At 39.6% G+C, this 24,101-nt stretch carries 25 protein-coding genes and 1 pseudogene; 25 read left to right on the top strand and 1 reads right to left on the bottom strand.

Features of this window, described 5'->3' with window-relative positions; genetic code table 11:
* The first annotated feature begins 103 nt into the window (after nucleotides 1-103).
* From FI644_RS07185 to FI644_RS07120, 14 genes are read left to right on the top strand one after another with little or no spacing between them, the layout of a single operon-like run.
* Nucleotides 104-1,081, top strand: coding sequence for an ABC transporter substrate-binding protein (locus FI644_RS07185; protein WP_053477893.1), 978 nt, complete (start codon nucleotides 104-106; stop codon nucleotides 1,079-1,081).
* A gap of 46 nt (nucleotides 1,082-1,127) precedes the next feature.
* The gene (locus FI644_RS07180; RefSeq protein ID WP_379998234.1) at nucleotides 1,128-2,105 is read left to right on the top strand and encodes a FecCD family ABC transporter permease; all 978 of its coding nucleotides are present in this window, start codon (nucleotides 1,128-1,130) and stop codon (nucleotides 2,103-2,105) included.
* Between the two features lie 3 nt (nucleotides 2,106-2,108).
* Complete coding sequence (locus FI644_RS07175) at nucleotides 2,109-3,578, top strand: adenosylcobinamide amidohydrolase (RefSeq protein ID WP_056687027.1); 1,470 nt, start codon at nucleotides 2,109-2,111, stop codon at nucleotides 3,576-3,578.
* Nucleotides 3,575-4,540, top strand: coding sequence for an adenosylcobinamide-phosphate synthase CbiB (gene cbiB / locus FI644_RS07170; protein ID WP_053477891.1), 966 nt, complete (start codon nucleotides 3,575-3,577; stop codon nucleotides 4,538-4,540). The genes FI644_RS07175 and cbiB overlap by 4 nt, the downstream gene beginning before the upstream one ends.
* On the top strand, nucleotides 4,515-5,591 hold the full coding sequence (gene cobD, locus FI644_RS07165) for a threonine-phosphate decarboxylase CobD (protein ID WP_053477890.1): 1,077 nt from the start codon (nucleotides 4,515-4,517) through the stop codon (nucleotides 5,589-5,591). Before cbiB ends, cobD begins: the two co-directional genes overlap by 26 nt.
* Nucleotides 5,570-6,232 carry a bifunctional adenosylcobinamide kinase/adenosylcobinamide-phosphate guanylyltransferase gene (locus FI644_RS07160; protein ID WP_053477889.1) on the top strand — a complete coding sequence of 221 codons (663 nt, stop codon included), beginning with the start codon at nucleotides 5,570-5,572 and terminating at the stop codon, nucleotides 6,230-6,232. Before cobD ends, FI644_RS07160 begins: the two co-directional genes overlap by 22 nt.
* Nucleotides 6,147-7,661, top strand: coding sequence for a cobyric acid synthase (locus FI644_RS07155; RefSeq protein ID WP_053477888.1), 1,515 nt, complete (start codon nucleotides 6,147-6,149; stop codon nucleotides 7,659-7,661). Before FI644_RS07160 ends, FI644_RS07155 begins: the two co-directional genes overlap by 86 nt.
* A complete protein-coding gene (gene cobS, locus FI644_RS07150) occupies nucleotides 7,648-8,439 on the top strand; it encodes an adenosylcobinamide-GDP ribazoletransferase (RefSeq protein WP_053477887.1) in 792 nt (263 codons plus the stop codon). Before FI644_RS07155 ends, cobS begins: the two co-directional genes overlap by 14 nt.
* Nucleotides 8,397-9,014, top strand: a complete 618-nt coding sequence (locus FI644_RS07145) for a histidine phosphatase family protein (RefSeq protein WP_053477886.1) — start codon at nucleotides 8,397-8,399, stop codon at nucleotides 9,012-9,014. Before cobS ends, FI644_RS07145 begins: the two co-directional genes overlap by 43 nt.
* Nucleotides 8,966-9,400, top strand: coding sequence for a bifunctional adenosylcobinamide kinase/adenosylcobinamide-phosphate guanylyltransferase (locus tag FI644_RS07140; protein ID WP_053477885.1), 435 nt, complete (start codon nucleotides 8,966-8,968; stop codon nucleotides 9,398-9,400). Before FI644_RS07145 ends, FI644_RS07140 begins: the two co-directional genes overlap by 49 nt.
* Nucleotides 9,401-9,415: 15 nt before the next feature.
* On the top strand, nucleotides 9,416-10,000 hold the full coding sequence (locus FI644_RS07135) for a cob(I)yrinic acid a,c-diamide adenosyltransferase (RefSeq protein WP_053477884.1): 585 nt from the start codon (nucleotides 9,416-9,418) through the stop codon (nucleotides 9,998-10,000).
* Entirely contained in the window at nucleotides 10,001-10,495 is a 495-nt protein-coding gene (locus FI644_RS07130; RefSeq protein ID WP_053477883.1) for an ECF transporter S component, read from the top strand.
* Entirely contained in the window at nucleotides 10,492-11,199 is a 708-nt protein-coding gene (locus tag FI644_RS07125; protein ID WP_053477882.1) for an AIR synthase family protein, read from the top strand. The genes FI644_RS07130 and FI644_RS07125 overlap by 4 nt, the downstream gene beginning before the upstream one ends.
* 1 nt (nucleotide 11,200) lies before the next feature.
* On the top strand, nucleotides 11,201-11,809 hold the full coding sequence (locus FI644_RS07120) for a histidine phosphatase family protein (protein ID WP_053477881.1): 609 nt from the start codon (nucleotides 11,201-11,203) through the stop codon (nucleotides 11,807-11,809).
* Between the two features lie 353 nt (nucleotides 11,810-12,162).
* On the opposite strand, the gene FI644_RS07115 is transcribed toward FI644_RS07120, so the two are convergent.
* Nucleotides 12,163-12,717 (bottom strand): GNAT family N-acetyltransferase, encoded by a 555-nt coding sequence (locus FI644_RS07115; protein ID WP_053477880.1) that lies wholly within the window; start codon nucleotides 12,715-12,717, stop codon nucleotides 12,163-12,165.
* Between the two features lie 193 nt (nucleotides 12,718-12,910).
* On the opposite strand from FI644_RS07115, the gene FI644_RS07110 reads away from it, so the two are divergent.
* The 11 genes and pseudogenes from FI644_RS07110 to FI644_RS07065 all read left to right on the top strand — a co-directional run bounded on the left by FI644_RS07110 (nucleotide 12,911) and on the right by FI644_RS07065 (nucleotide 24,081).
* Nucleotides 12,911-13,102: a hypothetical protein gene (locus tag FI644_RS07110; RefSeq protein WP_053477879.1), complete on the top strand. Its 192-nt coding sequence runs from the start codon at nucleotides 12,911-12,913 to the stop codon at nucleotides 13,100-13,102.
* Between the two features lie 225 nt (nucleotides 13,103-13,327).
* Nucleotides 13,328-13,699, top strand: a pseudogene (locus FI644_RS26790) (GNAT family N-acetyltransferase); the annotation flags it as partial.
* A gap of 123 nt (nucleotides 13,700-13,822) precedes the next feature.
* Nucleotides 13,823-14,245 carry a FosM family fosfomycin resistance protein gene (fosM, locus tag FI644_RS26785; RefSeq protein ID WP_053477950.1) on the top strand — a complete coding sequence of 141 codons (423 nt, stop codon included), beginning with the start codon at nucleotides 13,823-13,825 and terminating at the stop codon, nucleotides 14,243-14,245.
* A 77-nt stretch (nucleotides 14,246-14,322) separates the two neighbouring features.
* Nucleotides 14,323-15,186, top strand: coding sequence for an AraC family transcriptional regulator (locus FI644_RS07100; RefSeq protein WP_053477878.1), 864 nt, complete (start codon nucleotides 14,323-14,325; stop codon nucleotides 15,184-15,186).
* A gap of 112 nt (nucleotides 15,187-15,298) precedes the next feature.
* Nucleotides 15,299-15,712 carry a VOC family protein gene (locus FI644_RS07095; protein WP_053477877.1) on the top strand — a complete coding sequence of 138 codons (414 nt, stop codon included), beginning with the start codon at nucleotides 15,299-15,301 and terminating at the stop codon, nucleotides 15,710-15,712.
* 111 nt (nucleotides 15,713-15,823) lie between these two features.
* A complete protein-coding gene (locus FI644_RS07090; RefSeq protein WP_053477876.1) occupies nucleotides 15,824-16,240 on the top strand; it encodes a CBS domain-containing protein in 417 nt (138 codons plus the stop codon).
* Between the two features lie 220 nt (nucleotides 16,241-16,460).
* On the top strand, nucleotides 16,461-17,918 hold the full coding sequence (locus tag FI644_RS07085) for a SulP family inorganic anion transporter (protein ID WP_053477875.1): 1,458 nt from the start codon (nucleotides 16,461-16,463) through the stop codon (nucleotides 17,916-17,918).
* A gap of 254 nt (nucleotides 17,919-18,172) precedes the next feature.
* Nucleotides 18,173-20,125, top strand: a complete 1,953-nt coding sequence (gene ltaS, locus FI644_RS07080) for a lipoteichoic acid synthase (RefSeq protein WP_053477874.1) — start codon at nucleotides 18,173-18,175, stop codon at nucleotides 20,123-20,125.
* A 264-nt stretch (nucleotides 20,126-20,389) separates the two neighbouring features.
* Nucleotides 20,390-21,469, top strand: a complete 1,080-nt coding sequence (locus tag FI644_RS07075) for a D-alanine--D-alanine ligase (RefSeq protein ID WP_053477949.1) — start codon at nucleotides 20,390-20,392, stop codon at nucleotides 21,467-21,469.
* Nucleotides 21,470-21,843: 374 nt separating this feature from the next.
* Nucleotides 21,844-23,217: a UDP-N-acetylmuramoyl-tripeptide--D-alanyl-D-alanine ligase gene (locus FI644_RS07070; RefSeq protein ID WP_142108201.1), complete on the top strand. Its 1,374-nt coding sequence runs from the start codon at nucleotides 21,844-21,846 to the stop codon at nucleotides 23,215-23,217.
* A gap of 135 nt (nucleotides 23,218-23,352) precedes the next feature.
* Nucleotides 23,353-24,081 carry a hypothetical protein gene (locus FI644_RS07065; RefSeq protein WP_053477872.1) on the top strand — a complete coding sequence of 243 codons (729 nt, stop codon included), beginning with the start codon at nucleotides 23,353-23,355 and terminating at the stop codon, nucleotides 24,079-24,081.
* Nucleotides 24,082-24,101 lie beyond the last annotated feature (20 nt).

Here is a 24,101-nt window from a genome sequence, read left to right as displayed (position 1 = left end):
TAGGGGGTGTTTGACAGGTTTCATACCTCTTTTGAAGATATGCCTATTCAAACATCTCCATATCAATTGTGGAGATGTTTTTTCAATTAGGAGGAAAGATAGAATGAAGAAGCTTTATTCATTATTATTTGCACTTTTGCTGGCAGTTGGTTTCTTAGCTGGGTGCGGAGGAAGTTTGGATAATCAAAAGGAAAATGAAAATGTATCAGGTGAGGAAACACAAGCTCCAAAGGAAGAACCAGCATTTCCAGTCACCATCAAAGATGCGCTTGATAATGAGGTTGTCATACAAGAGAAGCCAGAAAGAATTGTATCATTGATTCCAAGCAATACAGAGATCACTTTCGGATTAGGATTAGGAGACCTAGTTGTTGGAGTGAACGATTACGATAATTATCCTGAAGAAGTAAATGAAATTGAAAAGATTGGCAGCATGGAATTTAATGTAGAGAAAATCATTTCTTTAAAACCAAATCTTGTCCTTGCGCATGCATCTGGTGCACATAATTCTGCAGAGGGCCTCCAGCAGCTTAGAGATGCTGGAATTACGGTACTAGTAGTGAATGATGCGAAAAACTTCGATGAAGTGTATCAATCCATTGAAATGATTGGTGCAGCAAACGGCGTAAAGGATAAGGCAGAAGCACTTGTTGCTGACATGAAAGAAAAACTTGAAGAAATAAAGGCAAAAGCACAGGAAATAAAAACAGAGGATCAGAAAACTGTTTTTGTTGAAGTAGCACCTGCTCCAGAAATTTTTACACCTGGTAAAAATACGTTCATGGACGTCATGCTGCAGACCATTAATGCGAAGAACATTGTAACGGAAGATGGCTGGATTCCAATGGACCCAGAAGCAATTATTGAAAGAAACCCGGATGTAATCATCACAACTCACGGATATTATACAGAAGATCCAGTTGGAAATGTAACAAGCAGAGATGGCTGGCAGGATATCACCGCTGTGAAGAATAAGGAAGTCGTGGATGTAGATTCTGATATGGTTACCCGCACAGGCCCAAGGCTTGTTGAAGGAGTAGAGGAACTTGCAAAAGCTGTTTACCCTGAAGTATTTAAATAATAAGTTCGTTGCCTACTTGATTGCAGCAGCATTTCTAATCATTGCGATGCTGTTTGGGATATCAATAGGAACAGTCTCTGTTCCGGTGATAGACATTATTAAAATTATTGGTGCAGAAATTTTTCGTATCGCACCAAATGAAAATATAGATCCGATGTATTCGAATATTGTTTTAAATATTCGTCTGCCAAGGGTTATTTTAGCAGGCTTAGTTGGGGCGTCTCTTGCAATTGCGGGAGCCGCCTTTCAAGGTTTATTAAGGAATCCTCTTGCTGATCCTTATACATTGGGTGTTTCCTCTGGAGCATCAGTTGGCGCGGTATTGACATTATTCTTTAGTATTTCCATTCCAGTTGCAGGCATGTTTACTCTGCCGTTATTCAGTATTCTCTTTGCATTTATTACTATTTTTTTGGTGTTATTTTTTGCCCGCCAAATTGACCGATCGATGAAAGTAGAAACAATCATTCTAACCGGTATTATATTTAGTTCCTTTTTAGGGTCGCTTATTTCGCTTATGATTGCGCTTACGGGTGAGGAATTAAGACAAATTATTGGCTGGCTGCTAGGCAGTGTTTCAATGAGAGGCTGGGCGTATATTAAAATTATCTTTCCTTTCTTTATCATTGGTTCGCTTCTTTTGCTTATAAACAGCAGGGAATTGAATGCGATGTCTTTTGGGGAAGAAAGAGCACAGCATATTGGGGTAAATGTCCAAAAAAGAAAAATGACGATATTAATTGCGGGCTCTATTTTAACAGGGGCTGCCGTTGCGGTTTCAGGAACCATTGGGTTTGTTGGACTTGTTATTCCGCATTTAACAAGGCTGTTATGGGGACCGGACCATAGGCATTTATTGCCGCTCTCCATTTTAGCAGGTGGAGGCTTTCTCATTCTGGCCGATCTTGTGGCCCGTACCATTATTTCTCCTACTGAATTGCCAATTGGTGTCATTACAGCACTTATTGGTGCACCTGTATTTGGGCTTATATTGATGAATAGAAGAAAGGAAAGAAGAGGGTAGATGATGCTAAGTGTACAGCAATTAACAGGCGGATATTCAGTTGATTCAGTCTTGAAAAATGTCTCCTTTGAATTGGAACAGGGCGAATTGTTCGGAATTTTAGGACCTAATGGCAGCGGGAAAACAACTTTGCTTAAAATGCTCAGCGGGATACTTCCTTTTTCCGAAGGAACAATTCTTTTAAAAGGAATCCCGATTAAGGAGTATACGGCAAAGGAATTAGCGAAGGTAGTTGCTGTTCTGCCTCAGCATACATCCCAGAGCTTTTCTTATACAGTTAAGGAAACGGTTTCGCTTGGCAGGTATGCACATCAGAAAGGCTGGTTTCAAACATGGTCTGCGGATGATGAAAGAATCGTGAGGCAGGTAATGGAACAAACGGGTGTCGCTCATTTTGAAGATCATCCTATTCATGAGTTATCAGGCGGCGAAAGGCAGCGGGTTTTTCTTGCTCAGGCACTTGCTCAGGAACCGGAAATTTTGCTTCTTGATGAACCAACGAATCACCTTGATCTTTCCTTTCAGAAAGAATTACTTGATTTGCTGAAGGAATGGACGAAGGTGAAAGGACTAACCGTCATTTCTATCTTTCATGATTTAAATTTAGCAGGATTATATTGTGATCGGCTGCTGCTATTAGAAAATGGTGAAATTAATATTAACCATACTCCAAATGAAGTCCTCCGTGAAGAACGAATTAGGAAGGTTTATCGAACGAAGATACAGAAACAGCCTCATCCGAAAGTACCTGCACCGCAAATGGTGCTGCTCCCAGAAGAACTTTCTGAGGAAAAAGGAAGCTTTACAATTGATGAATCCTTATTAGAAGTATCCAAAGAATATATTGCACTTAAGTGTCCGATTCCGCTTCGAACGATGTCTTCTGGCGTTGTCGGATCTGGAACAGGATGGCATCAGTTTTTTGTGAATAGGCATGTGGATAAGGATTATGATTGCAGTGATCATCGAAGAGAAATGGTCAATTATTTAAAATCTTATCACTTTGAACCTGGGGAAACAGTTGGGATGATGACAGCCGTTTATCCTGAGGATGTGAGCCATCAACTCTATCAGGCGGATGATTTTTCTGCCTTTATTGTTGTGACAGCAGGAGTAGGAAATGCTATTGATGCAGCAAGAAGCGAGGAGCATACCTTTAATAAGACACCAGGAACAATCAATACCTGGGTATTTGTTAATGGAGAATTAACAGAAGAAGCCTTCATTCAAAGCATTATGACTGCTACTGAAGCGAAGGTGAAAGCGATGCATGATCTAGAAGTTATGGATGCAGTAACAGGAACCGTTGCTACAGGAACCTCAACGGATAGTATATTAATTGCGGCCACTCAAAAGGGGCAAAGACAAGACTATGCCGGAACGATTACACCGCTAGGAAAATTAATTGGAAAAGGCGTCTATGAATGCACAATGATGGCCATCCAAAAGTCTAGAAAAAGGAAAAAGAAATGATTACTTTTCATCTATTTGCTATTACATTTGCCTGTATACTAGATCGGATAATTGGAGATCCAGAGAATTGGCCGCACCCTGTTCGCTGGATCGGTTCTTTGATTTATAAACTAGAGAAAAGCTGGAATAAGGGAACCTCACGAAGAGCGAAAGGAATTGGGATGCTGCTAACGGTTTTGCTTATTGTAGGTGGAATTTCCTTTCTAATCGTTCGTTTATTTTTTTGGATTCATCCCCTTGCTGGAATAGTGGCAGAAGGAATTTTGATCTCTACTGCTATTGCCCAGAAAAGCTTAAAAAAGGCCGCTCTTTCTGTATATGCTCCTTTAGAAAAGGGAGATATAGAAGAGGCTAGGCAGAAGCTATCATACATTGTTGGAAGAGATACAGATAAACTTGAAGAGCCTGAAATCGTCAGAGGAGCAATTGAAACGGTTGCTGAAAATACAAGTGATGGGATTACAGCACCTTTATTCTGGGCACTGATTGGCGGAGCGCCTTTAGCGCTGATGTACCGGGCAATTAATACATGTGATTCCATTGTTGGTTATCGAAATGAAAAGTATCAAGAATTTGGCTGGGCTTCGGCTCGCTTAGATGATGCTGTGAATTGGATTCCAAGCAGAATTACTTCTATCTGTATGCTTGTCAGCAGTCAGCCCGAATATATGAATGTCAGAGAGGCATGGAAAATTGTCTGGCGTGATGCAAAAAAGCATCCAAGTCCGAATAGTGGCTGGGGAGAAGCGGCTGTTGCGGCAATCCTAGGAATTCAGCTAGGTGGCATTAATTATTATAAAGGCATCGTCTCTAACCGGGCAAAAATGGGGGATCCTCTTATTCATTTAGAGAAGAGTCACATACTTAAAGCGAATACAATTGTTGCACGTACGGTTCCTATTTTTCTATTACTTTTATGGCTGGGAGGGATGCTCATTGAAATGGCCTGCACACGGGGCTAACCCGCATTATTTATTTGAAGCATTACGAATACCGATGCCTGACCAAAAGATAGACTTCAGTGCGAATATTAATCCTCTTGGACCGCCAAGGATTTTAAAGGAGAAATGGGATCAGCTTTATGATGTAGTAAGTGATTATCCTGACCCTAAGGGCTATCAATTAAAGAAGAAGCTTGCTATAAAAGAAGATATTCGAGAAAGTCAAATATTGATTGGCAATGGCGGTGCCGAGATTATCTCGCTAATTGGCAGAATGCTGGCAGGGAAAAGAGTCGTTATTGTTCAGCCTGCATTTTCGGAATATGAGGAAGCATGCCGGATCAATGGCTGTACAATCGATTACCACCAATTGGAACCTGACAACTGGGAGTGGCAGGAAGGAATAGCTTCTAAACTGAAAAAGGCGGATGCGCTGTTTTTTTGCAATCCAAGTAATCCAACTGGTGTTTTTTATCCCAAAATACTGGTGCTTGAATTAATCAAAGCATGTGAGAAAAATGATTGTCTATTGATTGTAGATGAAGCCTTTTATGATTTTCTTATTGATTATGAATCTATCGTTCCATACATAAATAACTTTCCTACCCTTCTTATTATTCGATCGATGACAAAAATGTTTGCGATTCCCGGCTTACGCCTTGGCTATTTAATGGCAGCTCCATCAGTAATTGAGGAGCTGTCGGCTTTTCAGCCTCAGTGGAGCATGAATGCGCTGGCGCTAATGGCTGGTGAATGGTGTCTTGAAAGTGAATCGCATATGATTGAAACAAGAGGCATGATCAAACAAGAGCGTGAGCGTCTTTTTGGATTTTATAAAGAAAAGGGAATTCAATTTTCTCCTTCTCAAGTTAATTTCTACTTACTTAAGGACCCGGTTTTAAAGGACCAGCTGCCGTTGTTTCAGTTTTTAATTGAGAGAGGCATTATTCCTAGACATACAATGAACTTTCCAGGTCTTAGAGGCGAGTGGCTAAGGTTTGCAATCAAAGGTTCTAAAGATAATAGCCGTTTGATGGAGGCGATTAAAGAATGGTCAAGCAGTCATCTTTAATTTTTATAAGCGGGGGCGTTCGGAGTGGAAAAAGCAGTTTTGCAGAGCGGCTTGCTGCTAATATCGTGAATCAAACAGAGGGAAGTCTTCATTATATTGCCGCAGGCCAATCGAGTGATCCCGAGATGGAGATGAGAATTGCCCGCCATCAAAAAGATCGAACTAAGAGCGGGCTAAATTGGAAGACATGGGAACAGCCAAGGGATTTAAAGCGGCTTTCTAGAGTCTTTACTTCTAATGATGTTGTCCTCCTTGATTGTTTAACGACGTTACTAAATAATGAATTTTTCACTAAGGAAGACCTATGGAAGGAATCCTTCTTTCAAGAGCAGATAATGTGTTCGATTATTGAGGGAGTTGGGGAAATTGCGAAGAGCTGTCGTGCTCTAATTATAGTAAGTAATGAAGTTCTTAATGAAATGATCAATAATAATGAGCTTGTTTTTACATATGGCAGAATGCTTGGCAGTCTCCACCAGCAAATAGTTACTATTGCAAAAGAGGCTTATCTTGTGGAAGCAGGCATTCCGGTACGAATGAAAGGGGTGGACGGACATGAAGGGAGTCATGATTCAAGGAACTGCATCGGATGTTGGGAAAAGCCTGATAGCGACAGCGGTTTGCAGGGCTTTTGCCAATGAAGGGATTCGAGTTGCACCATTTAAATCACAAAATATGTCCAATAACTCCTATGTTACCCTTGATGGGAAGGAAATTGGGCGGGCCCAGGGGATTCAAGCCGAGGCGGCAAAGATAAAAGCGACCGTATGGATGAATCCCATTTTGTTAAAGCCGAGATCGGATCAGCAATCTGAGGTTGTATTATTCGGAAGAACGACTGAAACATTTTCTGGAAGAGGATATCGCGATTTATTCTATGAAAAAGGACTGAAGGCGATTCAAACCGCCCTTCACCACTTAAGTCAGGAATTCGACGTTGTTGTTATGGAAGGTGCAGGGAGCCCGGTAGAGATTAATTTAAAAGAAAAAGAGCTTGTGAATATGAAGGTTGCACAGATGGCTGATATTCCTGTGATTTTAGTAGCGGATATTGATAGGGGAGGCGTCTTTGCCAGCATTGTTGGAACGTTAGAGCTCTTAACTGAAGAGGAAAGAGCAAGAGTAAAAGGCATTGTTATTAATAAGTTTCGCGGTGACCTTTCGCTATTCGAGGATGGAGTGCAGTGGCTCGAGGAAAGAACAGGAATCCCCGTCCTTGGAGTAGTCCCTCATATCGATAATCATATGATTGATGGAGAAGATTCTCTATCGATGCCAGCCTCTTCGGGAAATCGGGGGAAGAATTTCCTTGATATTGTAGTCCTTAAGCCGCCATATATTTCAAATTATAGTGATATTGAGCCCTTTTACTATGAAGATGATGTTTCCATTCGTTGGATCAGCCATCTTGACGAAATTGGTCAGCCAGATGCGGTTATATTGCCAGGGACAAAAAGCACCATACGCGATTTGCGGTTTTTTAAGAAGGCAGGACTTAATGAGTGGCTCCACACATTTGAAAGCGGAGGCGGGCATATTGTTGGTATATGCGGCGGGTATCAAATGCTTGGACAGTTATTGGTAGATCATGAGGGCTCTGATACTGGAGTTGCTGGTTTAATGGAAGAGGGTTTAGGTCTAATCCCAGCAACAACAACTTTTTTAAGAGAAAAGGTTACGGTCAGAGCGGAGGGAACCTTGCATCCGCGAACAGGCATTCAGCAGCAGATCCAAGGCTATGAAATACACTTAGGTGAAACGAAGCTTAGTGAAGGGGAGGAAAATCGTTTTCTCCTATTAAACAATGGCAATGAAGAAGGATATTATGGGAATGATGGCAAAATCATCGGTACGTATTTGCATCACCTTTTTCATAATGATGAATGGAGAAATAAATGGCTGAATGGACTGCGGTATGCAAAGGGGATCCCATTAAAGGAAACTGTTTATATTAGTAAGCTAAAGGATCAAAAATATGATGAGCTGGCCGCCCACTTAGTGGCGCATCTTAATTGGGAAAAGCTGAAGGAAATAATATTCAGCTGGAGAACTGAAAATGAAATGGCTTAAAGGATTATTAATTAATTTTCAGTTTTTCACCTCCATTCCTGTTCCAGTCGAACTGCCAATGGATAAGGATCATCTTGAAAAAGCAATTAAGACCTTTCCGCTGCTAGGTTTGATACAAGGTGGCATTTATGCGTCGCTGTTTTACGCGATTCTTCATTGGACTCCGTTTTCTGTGTTAACTGCAGCGCTGGTTCTCTGGCTTGCAGGAATCATTATCACAGGGGGAATTCATCTGGACGGCTGGATGGATACAAGCGATGCCTTTTTTTCATATAGAGACCGGGAGAAAAGGCTAGAAATTATGAAGGACCCGCGAACAGGCGCATTTGGTGTCCTTTCTGTTATTGTTTTGCTCACCGCCAAATTTTTCTTTATGTATGAAATCACGCAGAAGGCTCTTCCGGCTACGTATCTTTTTATTGCAGCGATCCCTTTTTTTAGCAAAATGGTGATGGGTGTTTTACTTTTAAAGGTAAAAGCAGCGAAAAAAGAAGGGTTAGGTACTTTGTTTAAAAATGCATCGAATAAAAGAACACTTGTCATTTATCCGATTTATGTCATTCTTCTTCTTGCGGCAGCGGGTATATTATTTAATCATCTTTTATTCGGAATGATTGTTTTCACAGTCGTATCCATACTGTTCCTGCTTATTCTTTCTAGGAAAATTATCAGCTGGTTTGGCGGTATGACAGGGGATGTGCTTGGTGCGAGTGTAGAAGGGATGGAGCTTGTGCTATGGATGATACTGTGGCTATTGCATTATTTCGCCATGGGCTGACGGAAGCAAATAAGCGTCATGCCTATCTTGGATGGACGGACTCACCGCTTTGTTCAATAGAAAAAGAGAAACTGGTTTGCCGTACAGAAAACTATGAGCTTTTGTTTTCAAGTGATTTGGACAGATGTCTTATAACGGCAGATATCCTGTTCCCAAGCTGCCATCCAGAACGTTTATCCGAACTAAGAGAGATGCATTTTGGGGAATGGGAAGGAAAAACCTATGCTGATTTAAAGGGTGATTTCTTTTATCAGAAGTGGGTAGATGCACCGTTTACAGTTAAACCACCTAAAGGAGAGTCCTTTTCAGAATTTTCCCAGAGAGTGGAAAGCGGTTGGGAAAAGATAGTTGACAGAATAATGGAAGAGAATATTCATAGGGCTGCAGTTATGACACATGGCGGGGTTATTCGTTATTTTTTAACAAAGCATGCGCCTTATGTGAAGGACTTTTGGGATTGGAATATTCCACACGGCATAGGATACGAGCTGATTTGGACGCGGGATGGATTAAGGAGAGGTGAGCGATGCATTTTGTTACAGGAGGTGCCTTTAACGGCAAGTCCAAATGGGTGAAGGAACACTACAAGCTGAACGCTGCTCCTCATTTATGGTTTTCCGCCTATCAAGGCAATCCTGTTCCAGAGAATAGAGAAAACTGGCTGGATTATGTGATCCTTGAGGGGCTTGAAAAATGGGTTCAGGAATGGAATGGTCAATTAGCCATTCATGAGATAAGGGAAAAATGGCGAATACTATTACAAAGTTGGATTCAATGGGAGAAAGAAGCGGGGCATAGAAAATTAATTTTAATTGGAACGGATATCTCAAAAGGAATTGTGCCGATGCTTGCCGAAGAACGTAACTGGCGGGATGTAACTGGATGGGTCTACCAAGATATAGCAGAAACGGCAGAAAAGGTCGACTTAATCTGGTATGGGATCTGCCAAAAAATCAAATAAAAGGGGATGGGATGAATGAAAATTTATACACGAACTGGGGATAAAGGAAAAACAAGCATTATTGGCGGACGAGTAGACAAGGATGATATTCGGGTAGAAGCGTATGGGACAGTTGATGAAGCAAACTGCTTTGTCGGGCAAGCTATGACACAATTAGATCCAGCGATTTTTCAAGACGTTTTGGAAGACTTGGAGAAAATTCAGCATGAGCTTTTTGATTGCGGCGGGGATTTAGCGAATGTTACAAAAAATCGTGAGCTAAAGTTAACGATGGAAGCGGTGGAGTATTTAGAGAAAAGAATTGATGCTTTCACTGAAGAGGCTCCTAAGATAGAGAGGTTTATTTTGCCGGGCGGGACTCCTGCATCTGCATCTATTCATATTGCAAGAACTGTTACAAGAAGAGCGGAAAGATTAGTTGTTTCCCTAATGAAGGCAGATCCTGAGGTTTCTGAAATATCATTAAAGTTCATCAATCGCTTATCAGATTACTTCTTTGCTTTAGCACGAGTGATTAACTTCCGTTTGAATCAAAAAGATGTCGAGTACATCCGCAGCGCAAAGGTTTTTCGTGAGGGGAAGCGTAAGGAGGATAAATAAATGAAATCAAAGAAAATGGCTTTGATCAGCCTGCTCGTTGCGCTGACTGCTATTGGGGCAGCCCTAAAGATTCCAGCAATCATTGGCAGTGTGGCGTTAGATGCCTTCCCGGCTTTGCTGGCTGCTGCTCTTTTAGGAAGTCCAGCTGGAGCTATTGTCGGCGGGATGGGGCATTTGCTGTCTGCGCTTCTAGGCGGCATGCCGCTTGGTCCGTTGCATTTTGTAGTAGCCGTTGAAATGGCGTTCTTAGCTTTCGTCTTTTCACTCTTTTATCGAAATAGGAAAAGGTGGAAGGCGGGAATTCTCTTTATTTTAGGAAATACATTTGCTGCGCCATTGCCATTTTTATTTTTAATGGGGAAAGCCTTTTATTTATCTATTGTGCCGTCTCTTTTTATTGGCTCTGTTTTAAACACAATTATCGCCTTACTTATTGTTCCACGGCTATCTCCCATTGTAGAGTTAGTGATTTCTAAGGAACGGGCAAGCCAATGAGGGACGTCCTTCGTATCCCTTTTAACAGTGAAGAATCTATTGTCATTGCGAGTGATAATAGCGGAGCAATCGGTCTGAAATCGGGAGATGCTGTAAAGGTCCCTTATGAAATGGTTTCCTATTACTCTTTTCGAGTGGCAGTTATGGAATGTATGGCCGCAGGAGCGGAACCGTTTGCTGTTACATTGCAGAACTTTTGCGGGGATGAGGCATGGCAGGCATTGATAGATGGAATTAGGAAGGGTCTTGCTGAACTTGAACTGGATGGAGTTTCTATTACCGGAAGCACAGAGAGTAATTTTTCCTTGAGCCAGTCAGCAATTGGGATTACAGTTCTCGGGAAAACGAGGGAGAATATGTATGAGCCTGTGTACTCGGATCAAACGATGCTGGCTGTAATCGGTGTTCCATTAGTAGGAAATGAGTTAGTAGAAAGGGAAGAGGAAGCCGCTCCATTGTCGTTGTTTAAGAAAATTTGTTCGCTGACAGATGTTGTTACTATGCCAGTTGGATCGAGGGGGATTTTATCAGAATTGAACGGTTTATTTTTAAATAAAGTATTTACTGAGCCTGAGATTCATACGAGCTTGAATCTGCTTAAGTCCTCTGGTCCATCAACTTGTTTTATCGCAGCTTATCCTGAGGGGAAAAAGGATGAAGTGATGGCTCTAGCGGGGCGTTATTTTTACGAGTTAAGGGGTTAAAATGCTACATTTATATATCATTAGACATGGTGAAACAGAATGGAATACAGAAAAAAGAATGCAAGGGCGTCTCGATTCGGATTTGACGGAGAAGGGCAGAAATGATGCACAGTTATTGGGTGAGAGGCTGAAGGATACCGTTTTCGAGCGGATTATTTCCTCTCCTAGTCAGCGTACGCTCGATACAGCTAAGCATATTTGCGGAAAAAGGGATATTCCAATAGAAACCGACGAGCGCTTAATGGAAATTGCTCTAGGCGCTTGGCAGGGGAAAACTGAGGATGAAATCAAGGAACTATTTCCTTCTCAGTACGATTTATATTGGAATCAACCTCATATGTATGAAAATGCTGAAGGTGAGAGATTTATAGACGTAATGGATCGGGTTGCTAGCTTTTTAGAGGAATTAATCGACACAACTCCTTTAGGAAATGTGCTTGTTGTTACACATGGGGTTGTTCTTAAAACACTCTACCTGCTCTGCCGAAATGCGTCGATTGATCAGCTCTGGGATCCGCCTTTTATACATGGCACAAGCCTTACGATTGTTAAACTTCATAATGGAGAGAAAGAGCTCGTACTGGAAGGATGCATGGCTCATTGCTGTTAGGCTCGCTCGTAATTGAAGCGGGTCTTTTTTTATAAAAGTTGTTGGTGAACGTAAATGGTGGAGAAAGGAAGTTACGGTTGCCAATAGGGTTGATTGGTGCCCGAAAAAGAAGGAAAAGGAAAGTTACAGTAGCCAATAGGGTCGATTGGTGCCCGAGTAAGCAGGAAAAGGAAAGCGACGGTCGCCAATAGAGTTGATAGGCGACCGAGAAAGCAGGAAATGAGAAGTTATGGTAACCAATAGAGCAGATTGGTGCCTTTAAAAAGCAGAAAAGAGAAAAAGCAGTCACCAATGGAAAGAAGCTTGTTTCCTGCAAGAATGTAGAATTGTCTCGTATTTGAAAAAACCATATCTTAACAGCTTTGCTCTTCCCATTCTTCTCTTAAAATCCCCATTCGAATGGAATCGTAGTATTCCCCATTATACAGACGGCATTTTCTCAGGCGAGCTTCAAGCTTCATCCCAATTTTTTCAGCAGCGCGCATCATCCTTTTGTTGCCCGACCATGTCGTGATCCCAACTCTTACTAGTGGAAGCGAAGCAAAGAGGTGCTCAACCCAGAGGGATAGGGCGTCCGTTCCATAGCCGCCATTCCAATACTGCGGATCATAGATAACAATTCCCGCTTCCAGCCAATTGGACTCACGATGCTCCCAATAGTAGCTTACTGTTCCAATCAATTTCCCATTGGCTTCTATGGCCATTCTTGGTGCAGGGGCATTGTCTGGAATCTTGATAAAATCTTTTTGGAAATCTTCATATTCTTTAAAAACAAGAGGAAAATAGGGTGCATCCCATTTTTTCCATTCTGGATTTTCTGTTCCATAAATATAATCCCATAGCGGTTTTAAATCATTTTCCAAAATAGGACGTATAGTTACTGTTCTTCCTGTAAGTATTTTTGTCATATTATCTCTCCTATCTGTACACTATTGTATCAATCTGTATTTGAATGTTTCAAATATTTGCATTAAAATGGCAGAAAACTAGTAACGTGATTACAAATGTACAATCTTTTAACAGATAATTAGCAACCGTATAAGAGGACCTCCTATATGGATACTTGATAACGAACAACAGAATGAGCTCCTTGGTACCCCAATGGATTTTGGCTATATACAGTGGAAGCTAGCAAAGGCAGTTGAGGATATTAAAGCAGCTGGTTTTTCAATAATAGAAAAAGAAGAGGCATATCCGCTTACAAGGTTTTATGATGTAGGAGCAATCTGTTACTACTTAAAAGCTATACCCTGGCAGATTGATGATTTTTCAATTCATAAGTATGAAACATAGCTTTACAATATCCATAAGATAATTGAAGAAAAAGGATATATTGAGGTAAGGTCGGACCGTTTTATTATTAAGGCAGTAAAAAATAATTAATAAGAATCGTGGTTGAGTGTAAAATCTAAAAGTTTTACACTCCTTTTTTGTGGAAAATATCTAAAAAAATCTTAGTACCAAACAAACGTTCTTGTGGTAAAATAGGAAACATCCAAAGATTAGGAGGACTCCTTTATGCACTCAATAAAGAAAGTAAATTTACAGTTGTATAAATCTGAATACTTCGAATCGTTAAGCCGATTTGAATTACCTGAAGAACAAGAACAATTTACTGCATTACCCATTCATTCACTAGAAATGACTCATGAGCGGCACCCAATTGTCATTTTAAACAATCATGAGCCAGTTGGATTTTTTGTACTCCATTCAAGTGACCGAGTAAAAGAGTATTCTGATAACCCGAATGCCATGTTATTAACGGCATTTTCCATTAATCACTCTCACCAGGGAAAAGGATTTGCGAAAAAAGGAATGGAGCAAATAAAGGATTTTGTCAATCAGAAATTTCCGTCGTGTGATGAGATTGTATTAGCAGTGAATAAAAGGAACTTGGCTGCCCAGAAACTTTATGAGAAAGTCGGTTATAAAGACACTGGCCGCCGGAAAATGGGGAAGATTGGAGAACAATTCATATTTAGTTTCCCGGTTAGAAGCGATTTTGACTTTAAGATGAATATTAAAGGCTTAAATCACTTTTTATTTTCGGTTTCAAATTTGGAGAATTCGATCGATTTTTATCAAAATGTTTTTGATGCAAAGCTTTTAGTAAAAGGGAGAAGTACGGCGTATTTTGATTTGAATGGGATGTGGCTTGCGCTGAATGAAGAAAGGGATATCCCTCGCAATGATATTAGCCATTCCTATACACATATCGCCTTTTCAATTGAGGAAGATGACTTTGAGAAAGTATACGAGAAATTAAATCGATTACATGTACATATCCTTACAGGCCGAGAAAGAGATGTAAAAGATAAAAAATCAATTTATTTTACGGATCCGGACGGTCATAAATTTGAATTCCATACAGGTACTTTAGAAGATAGACTGACGTATTATCAGCAAGAAAAAAAGCACATGGAGTTTTTCGATTAAAAACGGTCTTAACAAAGCATAAATTGACAGGAAGTAATGCAGTACGGTTGTTATTATTTCATTAAGGAGTGAGCGATATGGGTTGGGTTGAATCGTTGCAGAAGGCTATTAACTATATGGAAGAACGCATATTAGAGGATCTATCAATGGAAAGTATTGCGAAGCAGGCAAACACTTCTGAATTTCACTTTCAGAGAACTTTCGCGATTTTAACAGATGTCTCTGTTGGTGAATACCTTCGGCGAAGACGATTATCGTTAGCAGCTCAAGAATTATCCAATACGGATCACAAAATCATTGACCTGGCATACAAGTATGGCTATGACACTCCTGAGGCTTTTTCAAAGGCATTTCGCAGGCAGCACGGGATTACACCAAGTGAGGCAAGAAAGAACATTGGAAAGCTAAATTGCTATAACCGCCTGGTCATCCAGGTGAATCTGAAAGGAGCGGAACCGATGAGGTACAAAATTGTGGAAAGAGACAGTTTTCAAGTAGCAGGTATTAAAAGAGAGTTTTCATTAAAAAATGAGGAAAATCTAAAGGGAATCCCTAAAATGTGGGATGAAGTAAATGGGGATGGAACGGTTGGCAAATTAGCAGAGTTAAATAATGGGGAAATTAAAGGGATTCTAGGGGTCTGTGTAGATAAGAGGTTAACACAGTCCGAACCATCCATTGATTACTGGGTTGCTACAGAACATATAGGAGATGCATCCGAGGATTTTCTAACTCTAGAAATCCCAGCATCGAAATGGGGCGTATTCGAGGTGCATGGACCTATGCCAGGTGCAATGCCAAAAGTATGGAAGCAAATTTTCTCAGAATGGTTCCCTTCCAATCAATATGAACATGCGGGAACGCCTGAATTGGAAGTTTATTCAGATGAAGATCCTTCAAGCCCAGATTTATATTCTGAGATTTGGATCCCTTTAAAATAATCACTAAGAGGAGCTGCGTATAAAATATGCAGCTCTTTTTTTCTGCAAAAAAAGGGTTTGCACGAGATGAAGAGAATGTATGAAGATAGTTTATTAAAAGGGAGTGATTGAGATGAAAGGGAAAATTTTAAGAGTAGGAACAACCTATATTCCAGTCCGAAATATCGAGCAATCATCCAGCTGGTATATCAGTAAATTAGGGGCTGAGCTTAGCTATAAAGACGAGGATAAAGCCATTCTTAATTTTGCTAATCAAAGTTTTTTTCTAGTGCGAGCAAAAGAAAATGAAACGGCTAATTTCTATGATTATCAGGGCCAGGAACGTTTTTCACTTACGTTCGAAGTCAATGGATTATCTGCTTTAGAGGAATTACATAGGGAGTTTCTTAAAAGCCAAATAAAAGTTGGAGATATAGAAGATAGGGGCCATGCAGGAAAAAACTTTGTATTTAGTGACTTAGATGGTAATCTATTCGATGTTTGGAGCGAGTTAAGTCCTGAGTTTAAGGGGAAATTTCACATTTAATCATTCAATATTTTATTAGGAATAGGAATTTCTAATTCATTTGAATAGTAATGCTTAACTTGCAAATAATACTCCAGTAAGGTTTATTACCAATGGAGGGAGTACGGCACTATGCAAGTAAGAGATGTTATGAGCACGAACGTTCAAAGTTGTTCTAACCAAGATAATTTAAGCATGGTTGCTTCTAAAATGCAGGCATTAAACATTGGATCACTGCCAGTAGTAGAAAACAACCAAGTGGTAGGAATGGTCACTGACAGGGATATGGTTGTCAGAGGATTAACAAATGGGGCTCCAAATGATTCGATTCAAAGTGTAATGACAAATAACGTCATAACTGTTTCATCTTCTTCATCTTTAGAGGAAGCAGCACAATTAATGTCTCAGCACCAGGTTCGGCGCTTGCCTGTTGTAGATAATGGAAATTTAGTTGGGATGGTATCTCTCGGAGATCTAGCGATTCGTGAACAAGCTGATCAAAAAGCTGGTCAAGCACTTACGCAAATTTCAAAAAGTGATTTATCCTAGGGACACGTTTAAGTGTCTCTTTTTTATTTTAAAAGTCTTTATATAGTATTTAAGAGAAAAACGGAGGAATTTGAAAAAATGCAAGGGAGTAAACGTTTTCATTGAGTCTTGTCATTCTTCGCAAATATGTTATGATTCTATATGTTTTTATCGGCCCCGACTTTGATGCGAGTTCAAAGTCATTTTTTTTTTGGAAAAAGATTAAGAATGAGGTGTTTATTTGAAAGTACTAACAACTAAAGAACAATGGTTAGGCAATATTAGAGGAGATATACTTGCTGGAATAGTGGTCGCATTAGCGCTTATTCCAGAAGCCATTGCATTTTCTATCATTGCTGGAGTAGACCCAATGGTAGGATTGTATGCCTCTTTCTGCATAGCGGTAACGATTTCCGTTGTAGGCGGCAGGCCTGGGATGATTTCTGCAGCAACTGGAGCAATGGCACTACTAATGGTTACATTAGTTGCTGATCATGGGATGCAATATTTATTTGCTGCCACGATTTTGACCGGTCTTCTGCAAATTTTATTTGGTGTGTTGAAATTGGCTCGTTTTATGAAATTTATCCCGCGATCCGTTATGATTGGTTTCGTTAATGCATTAGCTATTTTAATTTTTATGGCGCAGCTTGAACAATTTGTTGATGCAACATGGGTTATGTATGCAATGGTAGCTGGAGCTTTAGCGATCATTTATATTTTCCCAAGAATAACGAAGGCAGTTCCATCACCATTAGTTGCGATTATAGTTATTACTATTATTGCTATTATGACAAAAAGTGATGTGAAAACTGTAGGGGATATGGGCACTTTAACATCTGCTCTCCCATCTTTTTTCTTCCCGGATGTTCCGTTAAATTTAGAAACGTTGAAAATTATCTTCCCATATTCACTAGCTCTTTCCATTGTAGGTTTATTGGAGTCATTATTAACTGCATCTATTGTAGACGATATGACAGATACAGCTAGTGATAAAAATCGTGAAAGCCGTGGTCAAGGAGTGGCAAATATTGTTGCCGGATTATTTGGAGGAATGGCTGGCTGTGCTATGATTGGTCAATCCGTAATCAATGTAAAATCTGGTGGAAGAGGTAGGCTTTCTGCTCTTGTTGCTGGAACCTTTTTGATGTTTTTGATCTTAGCACTTGGAAACATCGTTGTTCAGATTCCGATGGCTGCCCTAGTTGGTGTGATGATTATGGTTTCAATTGGGACTTTTGATTGGGCTTCAATTAAAGGATTAGCTAAAACGCCTGTCACAGACTCCATAGTCATGATCACGACAACGGTAACGACTGTGTTCACTCACGATCTTTCAAAAGGGGTATTTGCAGGGATTATTTTAAGTGCCATCTTCTTTGTCGCAAAAATCTCTAAGGTTCAGGTAATCTCAAAAATAGAAGGTAATAAGAAAGTATATGCGGTTAAAGGGCAAGTGTTTTTTGCTTCAGTTGATGAACTTGTTACGGCTTTCGATTATAACGGAGATGTAAATGAAGTAGATATAGATTTCACCCACGCGCATATTTGGGATGACTCAGGGGTTGCAGCGATTGATAAAATTGTATTAAAGCTGAGGGCTCATGGGGTATCTGTTCAATTATCTGGGTTAAATAAACCTAGTTCGAATTTAATTGATCGATTAGCCGTTCATCCTAAGGCTGGAGCGAAGTTTTAGGTCAATAGAAATCACGGTCATTAAGTGATTTTTTTCAATAAAATTGGACATTTCTTCAACGTTTAGAACATAAATTGGATATTGGTAAATAGATCAAAATGGTTCATTTTTTTAGTAAAACATGATATATTGTTTATCGCGGTTAAAATGATAAAAAATTAATCAATATATAAATAACCTTTCTTTGAGTTTTCGGTTTAATGGATCTTAGTTATGTTCATACGGTAATGCAAAGAATAGGGGAAGGTGTAAAAATGAATAAACAGTTTCAAAAAGATCAAAATATATTAAATAAATATGTGGTCTTTTTCTTTTTAGCAGTTGTTCTTCTATGGATGAAAACATTTATTGTTCAATCCACACAGTTTGACTTAGGAATTGAAAGTTCCTTGCAACAGTTTCTATTATTCTTAAATCCATTAGGGTCCTCTTTATTATTTTTGGGACTAGCTTTCTTTTTTAAAGGAAGGAAAAAGTATATTTTCTTGCTGATAATTGATTTTCTATTATCATTTCTTTTATTTGCCAATGTATTGTTTTACCGATTCTTTAATGACTTTATTACATTGCCGACTTTAACGCAGACACAAAATTTTGGCGATGTAAGTGGAAGCATCAGCTCTCTTTTAAAACCGTATGATTTCTTATTCTTTATTGATATCATTCTTTTGATAGGCTTGCTTTCTTTTAAATTTGTGAAGATTGAAGTGAAAGATATTGGCCGCCGGAAGGTAGCTGCTATATTATCACTTGCTTTAGGGATTTCAAGTTTAAACCTTGCTATAGCAGAGGCAGACCGTCCTCAGCTATTAACAAGAGGATTTGACCGAAACTACATTGTTAAATATTTGGGAATGTATAACTACACAATTTATGATGCGGTTCAAAGCACGAAAGCATCTGCCCAAAGGGTTATGGCAGATAGCAATGACATTACAGAAGTCGTTAACTTTACTCAATCGAATTATGCTAAGCCAAATCCGGCATATTTTGCTAAGGGCGAAGGAATGAATGTTATCTATTTGCATCTTGAATCCATTCAGAACTTCCTGATTAATTACAAGCTGAATGGGGAAGAGGTAACACCGTTTCTAAATTCATTGACAAGTGAAGGAAACACGCTTTACTTTGATAACTTCTTCCATCAAACTGGACAAGGCAAAACGGCCGATGCAGAATTTATGCTGGAAAATTCATTGCATGGATTGCCTTCAGGCTCAGCATTTACAACAAAAGGATTAAATACGTTCCAGGCTGCACCAGCTATTCTAGGTCAGCAAGGCTATACGTCCGCAGTATTTCACGGGAATTCAGGAAGCTTCTGGAACCGTAATGAAATTTATAAATCATTTGGCTTTAACAAATTTTTTGATTCAAGCTATTATGATATGAAGCCGGAAGATTTAGCGGATTATGGGTTAATGGATAAGCCGTTCTTTGAGCAATCCATTCCACTATTGGAATCATTGCCACAGCCGTTCTATACAAAATTTATTACAGTAACACATCATTATCCATATCCAATTAAAGATGAAGATGCGACAATTGCCCCGCATACAACTGGTGATAAATCAGTTGACCGCTACTTCCAGACAGCTCGTTATGCTGATGAAGCCTTAAAGCAATTTTTTGACTACCTAAAGGAATCCGGGTTATATGATAATTCGATTATTATCATGTATGGTGACCATTATGGAATTTCAGAAAATCATAATAAAGCAATGGAAAAAGTGCTAGGTAAAGAAATTACGTCTTTTGAGAGCACTGGTTTACAACGAGTGCCGTTATTTATCCGAGTGCCTGGCGTGCAAGGTGGAGTGAACCATGAGTATGGCGGACAAATGGACATACTCCCAACCCTTCTTCACTTGCTGGGAATAGAAACAAAGGATTATGTACAGTTCGGAACAGATCTATTATCTGAACAGCATGATGATCTAGTTCCTTTCCGAAATGGCAACTTTGTAAGCTCAACGATTACTGCTATTGATGGCAAATTCTATGATTCAAAGACTGGTTTGCTAGTAGAAGAAGACAGATTACCTGAAGCAGAAAAATTGCAGGAAAGTGCGAGTCATAAATTATCTCTTTCTGATAGGGTTGTCAATGGGGATCTATTGCGTTTCTATACGCCTGAAGGGTTTACTCCAGTTGACCGCTCGCAATATAAATATAATGAATCTGAAGTGGTTGAATCTGAAGAATAGCAACATTAAAAGGCTGCCTGTGAAATCAGGCAGCTTTTTTTAAAATTGCATACGTATGAAGCGATAGATTAAGTGAATAAAAAGTAAAATAGAAATCATACGAAGAAAAGTTTCCTTTCTTAATAGTGATTCATACATATATAAATATGGGCGGAGACAGTCGGGAAAAAATTCCTCAATAAACATATATGAATCACTCCCTTTCTTAATTAAGTAAGTGGTAAAATAGGTAGGTGCAATTCCAAATGGAGGTTTGTTTAAATGATGAAAACAAAAATTGGTCTTTTATATGGCGGTAAATCCGCAGAACATGATGTTTCGATGCAGACGGCAATGGCTGTAATAAAAGCATTAGATCTAGAGAAATTTGAAATTCATCCAATATATATTTCAACAAGCGGGGAATGGATTAAAGGTCAGCAATTATTGAGACCTGTGACAAATATAAAAGAATTGGCATTTTCTAACACGGAAGCATTGCCACAAGCAGCTTTAGCACCTGACTTATTTCAAGCATCCGAACAGAGCGGTCCTTTTGATGTGATTTTTCCATTATTACATGGACCAAATGGAGAGGATGGTACAGTACAGGGATTATTAGAGCTTATGAACCTTCCTTATGTAGGCAATGGAGTTCTTGCTTCCTCAGCAGGCATGGATAAAGTTATTATGAAAAACGTTTTTGCACAGGCTGGTCTTCCACAGGTGAAGTATACATGGTTTATCCGCAGCGAATGGGAAAATGCGAAGGATGATGCCTACAATAAAGTAGAAAATGAGCTTGGCTATCCTTGTTTCGTTAAACCAGCGAATCTTGGCTCAAGTGTTGGTATAAGTAAATGTTCAAACCGTTCAGAGCTTGAGCGAGCATTTAAAGAGGCCTTTCAATTTGATCGAAAAATTATCATTGAAGAAGGTGTCACTGCACGAGAAATCGAGGCGGGGGTACTTGGAAATGATTATCCGGAATGCTCGGTCGCTGGTGAGATTGTTCCAAAGAAGGAATTTTATGATTATAAGGCAAAATACGAAGATGGCAATACAGCATTAATTATCCCAGCTGAAATTACGGAGACGGAATATAATGAACTGAAGGAAATGGCAATCAAAGCCTTTAAAGAACTTGACTGTTCAGGGCTTGTAAGAGCTGATTTCTTCCTGACAAGAGAAGGCAAATGGTATATTAACGAGATTAATACCATGCCTGGTTTTACACCATTTAGCATGTTTCCGTTACTCTGGAAGCATACTGGGGTAGAATATCCGCAGCTGATTGAAAAACTAGTCAATCTTGCAAAAGAAAGACATGCAGAAAAGCAAAATATTAAACATACGATGGAATAAAGAAAAGCGGAGGCGGCTTGATCATCGCCGTACAGACTGGAAGGGCCGCGACTGAGATATAGGAGACACAATGAGCGAAAGCGAATTGATGTCGACTTATCGTAGGGAGGGGACCTGAAGTTTGATAGGCGATAGGCGCCGGAGCTAGACAAATCGAAAAGCGGAGGGGGCTTGCCCAGGGGAGACAAGCATAAGACAGATCGGCAGGAAGGTTGTACTTTAACCTTCAAGACGAGATGGCTTATGACCTCGAGCCCCTAGCCGCTGGAGCTGGACAATTCGAAAAGACACGGCGATATTTTCGGCGTGCTCTCTTTTATACATAATGACGCATGCACAATTAATAAAATGCTGTCTGAAAAGGAGGTAAATAGATGATTAAGCGAACGCTTCGTGAGATTTCTGAGATGATAAAAGTTGAGAATGACGTTTCAGCATTTAAAGATACAGCTATTAGCGGTGTCAGTATTGATTCAAGAAAATTGAATTTGGGGAATCTGTTTATTCCTTTTAAGGGGGAAAATTCAGATGGTCATCGATTTGTAGAGGAAGCTATTAAAAAAGGAGCAGCAGCAGCCTTTTGGCAAAAGGATGTTCCTAACCCGCCACTGCATTTGCCTATTTTAGTTGTAGAGGATCCGTTGATAGCCTTGCAAGAGTTAGCGCGTAAATACCGCAATGAGCTGGATGTTAAGGTAGTTGGGATTACAGGAAGTAATGGAAAGACGACGACAAAGGATATAACGGCAAACCTGCTTTCCTTAAAATACAAAGTGCAAAAAACAGAGGGGAATTTTAATAATGAAATTGGCCTCCCATTAACGATTCTTGGATTAGAAAAAGATACAGAAATGGCTGTTCTAGAAATGGGGATGAGCAGCAAGGGAGAGATTGATTTTCTTACCCGCTTAGCACGGCCAGAGGCTGCTATTATTACGAATATCGGTGAATCCCATCTTCTAGATTTAGGTTCAAGAGAAGGGATTACGGAAGCAAAGCTGGAGATTGTTAACGGTCTACAGGAAAATGGCTTACTTGCTTATTACGGGGACGAACCTTTATTAACACAACAATTAAAGAACTTAGAAAGAAGTATCGACACAAAGACGTTTGGAAGAACGATCAAAAATGACCTTTATCCAGTGGAAATTGAACAAAATGATACTGGGAGCTCGTTTGTCATCAATGCTTCTGAGTCAACATTTTTTCTTCCTGTCCTTGGAACGCATAATGTATTAAATGCGATGGCAGCCATGGCTGTTGCCAATTTTTTCGGTATTCCTTATGAAAAGATGAATGACGGTTTTACCGGATTGAAATTGACAAATATGAGGACAGAGCTGCTTCAAGGAAAAATGGGTGAAAAAATTATTAATGATGCGTACAATGCAAGTCCGACATCGATGTATGCAGCTATTGAGTTAATTGCCCATCTTCCTGGGTATATGAATAAGGTTCTTGTTCTTGGTGATATGCTTGAACTAGGACCAGAAGAAGAAGAATTCCACCGCAAAATGGGCGAGTCTATTGACTCCAATAAAATAGATTATGTCTTTACTTTTGGAAACCTAGGAAAGCATATTGCTGAAGGGGCAAAAATCTCCTTGCCAGCAAATCGAGTTTTTGCTTATACAGAGAAACAGCCTCTTATTGATGAGCTGAAAAAATTAGTAAATGAAGACACAATTATATTAGTGAAGGCATCAAGAGGAATGATGCTCGAGGAAGTTGTCTCGGCATTACAATAGAATTGTAAAAATCCCTGTTCAGTTTTCTGAATAGGGATTTTTTATTTTACTAGAAATCAGTTGCAAAAAGTTTCCATGTATCATATAGTGTGTATATAGATATAAACAGTATAACAGCTATAGGAGGACTTATCTATGAGCGAGTGGAAACAAGCGCGGTGGCTTGCTATGTTTGAAGTGAAGGCATCATTGAAAGGAATTATTACACTTATTGCTTTATCATTTGGATTAGCCATTTTTTTTACAGAGGTTTTTTCGATCACGATCATGGAAGATGTTCCAATTGTTTTTGACGTATTCTTTTTGTTCACTTTTTGGGTGCTTGCTGCCTCGTTCAGACCAAAGGAGCATCAATTAAAAAGGATGGGAGGAGATATCTGGGTCTCCCCTTATTTCATCATGCTTAACCAATTGCCGGTTAAGAAAAATGTACTTGTATTGAGCAGATTCATTAGTTATTTTACGATTTCAATTCCCTTTCATATATTAGTGCTTATTCTTATCTATACGCTTTCATCAGAGTATAGAGCATATATGCCCGTCGGTTCATATCTAGTATTTTCGATTATCTGGCTTAGTTTTGGTGTATTATGCGGTTCCATGTTTCCGGCAAGTGATGTCGGAGAGAAGATTAGTACATTAAAGGCAATCGTCTACAGTGTCCTATTCTATGGTGGGATACTTGCTGTTCTTATAGTGATCTATTATGTGTTTAATAAAGGAATTGTCGAAATGACTATGTATGCTGCAAAGGAGTGGCCGCTACCTTCAATTCTTATTTCAATTTTGTTGGCTGCCATCGGTCTCTTATATTACAAAGGCTATGTCTACAAAAGAATTGATAAAGTGGATTATTTACACTAATGGATTAATAAGAAAGGTGG

Origin of the sequence: Cytobacillus solani, assembly GCF_006704205.1 — a bacterium.
Lineage (GTDB): Bacteria > Bacillota > Bacilli > Bacillales > Cytobacillaceae > Cytobacillus > Cytobacillus solani.
This window is presented reverse-complemented; position numbering and strand designations above follow the sequence as displayed.